Annotated in this window: 6 protein-coding genes and 2 pseudogenes (2 of these 8 only partly in view); 2 read left to right on the forward strand and 6 right to left on the reverse strand. The window is 65.5% G+C overall.

From position 1 onward, the window contains the following. Positions 1 to 808: pseudogene (locus ACFE99_RS01250) on the reverse strand (S9 family peptidase) (it extends 1,343 nt beyond the left edge of the window). After that, a complete protein-coding gene (locus tag ACFE99_RS01255) occupies positions 805 to 1,698 on the reverse strand; it encodes a phosphoribosylaminoimidazolesuccinocarboxamide synthase (RefSeq protein WP_375481654.1) in 894 nt (297 codons plus the stop codon). The pseudogene ACFE99_RS01250 and the gene ACFE99_RS01255 overlap by 4 nt, the downstream one beginning before the upstream one ends. A gap of 54 nt (positions 1,699 to 1,752) precedes the next feature. Between ACFE99_RS01255 and ACFE99_RS01260 the strand changes: the two genes are divergently transcribed. Next, positions 1,753 to 2,367, forward strand: coding sequence for a hypothetical protein (locus ACFE99_RS01260; protein WP_375481656.1), 615 nt, complete (start codon positions 1,753 to 1,755; stop codon positions 2,365 to 2,367). Between the two features lie 114 nt (positions 2,368 to 2,481). On the opposite strand, the gene ACFE99_RS01265 is transcribed toward ACFE99_RS01260, so the two are convergent. From ACFE99_RS01265 to purB, 3 genes are read right to left on the reverse strand one after another with little or no spacing between them, the layout of a single operon-like run. Then, positions 2,482 to 3,474, reverse strand: a complete 993-nt coding sequence (locus tag ACFE99_RS01265) for a tellurite resistance/C4-dicarboxylate transporter family protein (RefSeq protein WP_375481658.1) — start codon at positions 3,472 to 3,474, stop codon at positions 2,482 to 2,484. After that, positions 3,471 to 4,508: a cytochrome P450 gene (locus tag ACFE99_RS01270; RefSeq protein ID WP_375481660.1), complete on the reverse strand. Its 1,038-nt coding sequence runs from the start codon at positions 4,506 to 4,508 to the stop codon at positions 3,471 to 3,473. The genes ACFE99_RS01265 and ACFE99_RS01270 overlap by 4 nt, the downstream gene beginning before the upstream one ends. Before the next feature lie 4 nt (positions 4,509 to 4,512). Beyond that, entirely contained in the window at positions 4,513 to 5,928 is a 1,416-nt protein-coding gene (gene purB, locus ACFE99_RS01275; RefSeq protein ID WP_375481662.1) for an adenylosuccinate lyase, read from the reverse strand. 40 nt (positions 5,929 to 5,968) lie between these two features. Here purB and ACFE99_RS01280 point away from each other — a divergent pair, with 40 nt between their 5' ends. Then, entirely contained in the window at positions 5,969 to 6,724 is a 756-nt protein-coding gene (locus tag ACFE99_RS01280; RefSeq protein ID WP_375481664.1) for a DUF429 domain-containing protein, read from the forward strand. On the opposite strand, the pseudogene ACFE99_RS01285 reads toward ACFE99_RS01280, so the two are convergent. Then, a pseudogene (locus ACFE99_RS01285) lies at positions 6,721 to 7,267 on the reverse strand (TetR/AcrR family transcriptional regulator) (it continues 77 nt past the right edge of the window). The gene ACFE99_RS01280 and the pseudogene ACFE99_RS01285 sit on opposite strands and share 4 nt — an antisense overlap.

Here is a 7,267-nt window from a genome sequence, read left to right on the forward strand (position 1 = left end):
GGTCGGCGGCGTCGACATAACGGACCTCCGAGGTGATGGCCGAGCCGGACACGATCAGCACGTAGGCGTCGCTGCGGGTACGCCCCACCGCCAGCCAGAACCGTTCGTCGGCTTCGTGGTACACCTTCTCGCTCGGCAGACCGGAGCCGAGCCGATGCCGCCACGCCGTGTCCGGTCGCCACGCCGCGTCCAGAGTCACGTAGTACACGGTGCGATTGTCGGTCGCCCACGTCACGCCCGCGCCGATACCGGTGATCTCGTCCGGGTAGCGCTGTCCGGTGCGTAAGTCTTTGAACCGCAAGGTGTATCGCTCATCGCCGACGTAGTCGACGGAGTACGCGAGCACGGTGCCATCTGGGCTCACACTTGCTGCGCCCAGTGCGAAGAAATCATGGCCCTCGGCTTCGACATTCTCGTCGAGCAGCACCTGCTCACCGGGGATCTCGGTGTGTTCATCGAAGAGCGGCGGATTCCAGTCACCCACATCTCGTACTGGGCAACGACAATGCAGACCGTACTGCTTGCCTTCGAAGCTGCGGGCGTAATACCACCAGTCGCCGCGCCGGGTCGGCACGGACAGGTCTGTTTCTTTGGTGCGCGCCTTGATCTCGTCGAAAATCCGTTGCCGCAACGGCTCGAGGTGGGCCGTCATCGCATCGGCGTAGTCGTTCTCCGCTTCGAGGTGCGTGACGACTTCGGGGTTCGCTTTGTCACGCAGCCATTCATACGGATCGACGAAGACGTCGTCGTGGTACACGCGGCGGCTCTCCACCCGTTTGGCGGCGGGCGGCGCTGGTCTGTGATTCATGCGCCGGGGCCGATCCAGTCGTCGAAGCGCAACCCGGAAATCCGTTCATAGGCTTCGATATAGCGAGCGCGGGTGGCCTCGATGACATCGTCGGGCAGCGGTGGCGGCGGCTGCGCCCCGCTACGGTCCCAGCCTGACTCTGGGCTGGTGAGCCAATTGCGGACGAATTGTTTGTCGAAGCTGTGCTGGACTACGCCCTCGCGGTAGTTTTCGGCCAGCCAGTATCGCGAGGAGTCCGGTGTGAAAACCTCGTCGGCCAGCACGAGGTTGGCGTGGGCATCCAGGCCGAACTCAAACTTGGTGTCTGCGATGATGATCCCCTTCGTCAGAGCGTGGTCCGCGGCCTGCACATACGTTTGCAGCGTACGATCGCGCAACTGGTTGGCGCGCACCGCTCCCACCATCTCGATCACGCGCGCAAACGGAATGTTCTCATCATGGTGTCCGAGTTCGGCTTTCGTGGCGGGAGTGAACAACGGCGTGGAAAATCTGCTGGCTTCTACCAAACCCGGCGGCAATGGGATGCCGCAGAGTTTGCCGTTCTTTTGGTAATCGACTAGCCCAGACCCGGTCAGGTATCCGCGCGCCACGCACTCCACCGGCAGCATCTCGAGCTCGCGCACCACCAGCGCGCGCCCCAGCACTTCGTCGGGAATCCGCGGGTCGTCCGGCGGTCCTGCCAGATGATTGGGCGCCTCGACGAGGTTGAAGAAGAACACGCTCATCGCGGTCAGAATGCGGCCTTTATCCGGGATCGTGCTGTCCAAGACATAGTCGAAAGCCGAGATCCGGTCGGTCGCCACGAACAACAGGTGCTCGTCATCGATGCGGTACAGCTCGCGGACCTTGCCGCTGGCCAGGTGCCGGTAGTCGGACAGAGCAGGGCGCATCGCGTCAGCCTATCCGCCGGCCCCACGAACCAACACTGTGCTGGGATCAACGCTATGAGATCGCGCTACCTGCCCTACGCCAGCCGACCGGGCCGGCTGCTGGCCCAACTGTTCAGCGACATCCTCGTTGTCCTGTGGACGTTCGCTTGGGTGCTCGTCGGTATGGCGGTGCACAGCGCCGTCTCGACCATCGCCACAGTCGGTCGGGATGTCTACAACGGTGCACACGGCGTCGCCACCAACCTGCAGTCGGCCGGCCACAGCGCGGAGCACATCCCGTTAGTCGGCGGGGCGGTCAGCAAGCCGCTGACCGCGGCCAGCGAGGCCGCTCTCGACATCGCAAGTGCCGGCCACAATCTGGACACCACCGCCACATGGTTGAGTGTGCTACTTGCGCTGGCGGTGGCTGCCCCACCGATCCTGGCGGCGATGATGCCGTGGCTATTCCTGCGGCTCAGATTCTTCCGGCGCAAATTGACGGTGACGGCCTTGGCCGCCCCCCCGGCCGGCGAACAGCTGCTGGCGCTGCGGGCGTTGGCGAACCGGCCACTGCGTAGGTTGACCGCCGTCAACGCCGATCCGGTCGCGGCGTGGCGGCGCGAAGATCCGGTGACCATCCATGGCCTGGCAGCTCTCGAGCTGCGGTCGGCGGGGGTTCGGGCGCGCTAGATCCGAGCCCGCTGACAACGGGCGCGATATCGCATGCGACCTCAATTTGGAGAAGGCACTAATCCCCCATCGGGGGACGCAAGAGGCGGCTGTTCACCTATGGCAGGCACATCGTCAGCGCATCAGCATGCGGGGCAACTGCAGCAGCCCGGCCACCACCACGATCAGCCATACCGCCAGCGCGTTCCAGAAGAACACCAGTGAAACCGTCTGCAATGCGTGCACATCGAGCTCGACCGCCATGGCATAGGTTGCCGCCGAGTACATACCGAGCGGGAACACCATCGCCCACCACACACCGGCGAATTGCAGTACCGCCGGCCGCCGGCTGATGGTGCGCAGCCCGAAGTAGATCAACGGCGGTATCCACAGGGTGGCCACCACCCAGGTCACCTGGGTGATTTCACGTACGCTGCCGGCCAGCCAGTCGGGGGCCAGCAGGTGGATATAGTCGCCGGCCAGAGTCGCAATGGCCAATGCGCCCATCAGGATCCAGGTATCCGGCTCGAATCCGTCGCAATCCTTTCGCTCCGCCACGGCGCGCCACACGATCAGCGCTGTCATCAGGCCGTAGATGCCCATCGCCACCGCCCACAGCGGTACGGCGACCACCAGCCACCAGCGATGCGCGGTGTAATAGTCAAGAAGCACCATCATGATCACCAGGCCGGATGTGGCGACGCTGGCCAGTTCCCAAGCGCCGTGCGAACGGTCTCGCAGTGCCGGCCATGGCCTGGCCGACATGTTGCGAGCGGTGACCAGCATCAGCACGAGCCAAGCGGCCAACGCTGTTGCACCGAGGATGTGAGCGACTACCACATGCGAGGCCAGCCGACTACCCAGCACTGCACACCCGGCGACGAACGTGAACAGCCGCAGCGTGACATCAGGATCCGCGAAGTCCCAGACGGCAATTCGGCGCTCGACGGCGGCGGTAGTGATCACCAACGCCACAAGTACCAGCAGCGCGAGCATGGCCAGAGCATCGAGTATTTGGCTGATCCAGGTGTACTGATGATTGCGGGCGGCGATCGACAAGATGCCGGTTGCCATGACCGCCGCGAAGACGTCTGGTGCCGGCTCGATGTCGCTGAACCGCAGCCTCACGACGGGCCGGGCAGTTCCACGATCAGATGCCGGATCCCGGTGTGCCGGTTGCTGCGCGCCCATTCGACAGGCGCGGCGATGCGCACAGTGTCGAAGCGCGACAGCAACTCCTCGAAGAGCACCCGCAGCTCCAGCCGCGCCACCATCTCTTCGATCGCGGTCGGCAACAACGCGGCATCACTGCGCAGCCGGCGCCAGTGCTCCGGGCGTTCAGCCAAGGCCAACAGCCCGCCGGCAATGGCGTTGCGAGTAGTCTCGGCGCCCGCGCTGAACAACAGATGGAAGAACAGGTAGAGCTCCGCATCCGACAAGGCGGGTGCGTCGGGGTCGTCGATGGTGGCGTTGGCGACCGTCGACAGCATGTCGTCGGCAGGTTCGGCGCGTTTGCGCGCGATCAGCTCCAGCCCGTAGGTGTACAACCGCGATTCGGCGTCTTCGACGTTCAGCCGCGGCATCGACGCCGAACGGGAAGCGCCGAAGTCGAATCCGGGCTCGACCGCGTCGAACAGCCAGTGCCGGTCCGTCTCCGGCACGCCCAGCAGGATGCAGATCATCTGCATCGGGAGTTCGGCGGCGATGTCGACGACGAAGTCGAACGGCATGCCCGGCTCAATCGCGTCGAGCAGCCGACGCGCCCGCAATCGCAGCTCGTCTTCGACGCGCCGGATCATCCGCGGAGTCAGCCCGGAGCTGACCAGCCGACGGATGTGGGTGTGCCGTGGATCGTCCATCATGTTGAGCACCTGGCCGGCGATGGGCAGATCCTGCAGGACGGTGCCGCCGAAGGGCCGATCACCCCCGGTCACCGAGGAAAACGTCAGCGGGTCACGCAGCACCGCAAGGGTCTCGGCGTAGGTGGCCACCGACCAGAAGCCTTCGCCGTCCGGTGTGTGCTCGGTGGGCTCGTGCCAGAACACCGGTGCTTCGCGGCGGTGGATGGCGAACAGGTGATGCGGGAACCCGTTGGCGAAGTTGTCCAGGTCGGTGAAGTCGATCCGAGAAAGAGGACCAGTGAGGGCAACAGAGGCCGTCATGCCGCTACAGGATGGCACCAGGGGTGTACTTGGCCGCGTCCGGGTATCGACCGACCAGCGCGTCCACCTCCGCCACCACGGCGTCGACCTGGTCGCCGGCGGCTCCCACGAACGACTGCTTGTCGTCCAGCACGGCGTCCAACGCGGCGCGATCCAGCGGCAGCCGCGGGTCGCCCGCCAGCCGCTCCAAAAGGTCGGGCTCGGCGCCGTCCCGCATCGCCAACGCGGCCGCCACCGCATGTTCGCGGATCACCTCGTGCGCCGCCTCCCGGCCCATGCCGGCGCGCACCGCGGCGATGAGCAACTTGGTGGTGGCCAAGAACGGCAGATAGCGGTCCAGTTCGCGCTGGATCACCGCAGGGTAGGCGCCGAACTCATCGAGCACCGTCAAGAAGGTCTCGATCTGCCCGTCGATGGCAAAGAAGCTGTCCGGCAACGCTACTCGGCGCACCACCGAGCAGAACACGTCACCCTCGTTCCACTGCGCGCCGGCGAGCTCGGCCGTCATCGACGCATAACCACGCAACACCACCTGCAGACCATTGACCCGTTCACAGCTGCGCGTGTTCATTTTGTGCGGCATCGCCGACGACCCGACCTGCCCGGGCGCAAAGCCTTCGGTGGCCAGCTCGTGCCCGGCCATCAGCCGGATGGTGTGCGCCAGCGACGACGGGCCCGCGCCCAACTGCACCAGCGCCGACACCACATCGTGGTCCAGCGAGCGCGGATACACCTGCCCGACGCTGGTCAAAACGGTTGGGAAACCGAGGAATTCGGCGATCCGCCGCTCTAACTCGGACAGCTTGGCCGCATCTCCGCCCAGCAGGTCGAGCATGTCTTGGGCGGTGCCCATCGGGCCCTTGATGCCGCGCAGCGGGTAGCGGTCGATCAACTCGCGCATCCTGGTCAGCGCGATCAGCGTCTCCTGAGCCGCCGAGGCGAACCGCTTGCCCAACGTGGTGGCTTGCGCGGCGACGTTGTGGCTGCGCCCCGCCATCACCAAATCCCGGTAGGCAATGGCTCGTTCGGCCAGCCGGGCCACTACCGCGACGGCGTGGGAGAACACCAACTCCAGCGACCGGCGGATCTGCAGCTGCTCGACGTTCTCGGTGAGGTCGCGGCTGGTCATGCCTTTGTGGATGTGCTCGTGGCCGGCCAGCGCATTGAACTCCTCGATGCGGGCCTTGACGTCGTGGCGCAACACCCGCTCACGCGCGGCGATCGAGGCGAGGTCGACGTCTTCGAGCACCCGCTCGTAATCGGCGATCACTTGCTCCGGCACGTCGACATCGAGCTCCGCCTGTGCGCGCAGTACCGCCAGCCACAGTCGCCGTTCTGCGACGGCCTTGGCCTGCGGCGACCAGATCGCCACCATATCGGCGCTGGCGTAGCGGTCGGCCAGCACGTTGGGCATGCTCACAACGACACAGCTTACGGTCGTGGTGCGGCAAGCTGGGCCAATGTACTTCGTGGGCGTCGACCTCGCCTGGGGCCAGATCAACCAGAGCGGTATTGCGGTAGTCGACACCGACGGTCGGTTGATGCATGTCGGTGCTGCGCACGACGACGCGAGCATCCTCAATTCGCTGTCTCCATACGTCCGTGACGAATGTCTGGTCGCGCTCGACGCACCGCTGATCGTGAAGAACCCGACTGGGTATCGGCCCTGCGAGACGGCGCTTAACCGCGAGTTCGCCAAGTTCGAGGCCGGCGCACGCCCGGCCTATACCGGCAGACCTGAATTCGCGGACGTTCCGCGCGGGGCCAGACTGGCCGGCGCGCTCGCACTCGATATGAACCCGCATTCTCAGGCACGGCGGCGAGCCATCGAGGTGTACCCGCACCCGGCCGCCGTGGTGCTTTTCGGCCTGGATCGCACGCTGAAGTACAAGCGCGGCCTACTTGGGACGCGCCGGCGTGAGCTGCTGCGGTTGATGACGCTGGTCGAGCGATTGGACGAGGCGACGCCGGCACTGCGGGTGAACCACAATGTGGCCTGGGTCGAGTTGCGCAACGCAGTGACCGCGGCGACCCGCCCGGTCCAGCTGGATGGCGCCGAGGATCCCGTCGACGCCGTGCTGTGCGCATACATAGCGCTGTACTGGTATCGCTGTCACGACGACATGACGATCTATGGCGATTTCGCGACCGGCTACATCGTTACCCCGAGGCTGCCAACCGAGAACGCATCCCCGTGTCGTAACCGTCGGCGCTAAATTGCGATCGGCGGCTGCTCAACCGGCGCCAGCGCATCGATGATTTCAACCAGCGTGGAACGCGCAACGTTGCGCGGATCCTGCCGGTCGTCCACCAATGAGCAGATGACCGCGCCGTCGACAGCGCAGATCAGGGTGGAAACCAGTTCCGCGCGCACCAAGCGGCCTGATCGCTCGATGGCGTCGGCGATGGCGTCAGCACGCTGCCGCACGATCCGGCGCTGGATATCACGCAACGCGGGAAGACGCGCGCACGCGATGTAGCGCTCATAGCGAGAGATCAGCTGGTCTCGCAGACCGGGACCTGGTGCCTCGCTCACCAGCAGTTCGACTAGCACATCGGCGGTGGTTTCCGGGCCGCGGCGGCGCCGGGACACGGCCGCGACCCGGCCTCTTAGCTGCGCGATCTCCAACATCCCGATGTGTTCGACCGCGCTGGCGATGAGATCGTCCAGAGACGAGAAATAGTAGGTGGTCGACGCCAACGGCAGACCGGCCCGTCGCGCGACCGCCCGGTGCCGCACCGCCTCGAAACCACCCTCC

The sequence above is a fragment of the uncultured Mycobacterium sp. genome (assembly GCF_964249325.1).
GTDB lineage: Bacteria > Actinomycetota > Actinomycetes > Mycobacteriales > Mycobacteriaceae > Mycobacterium.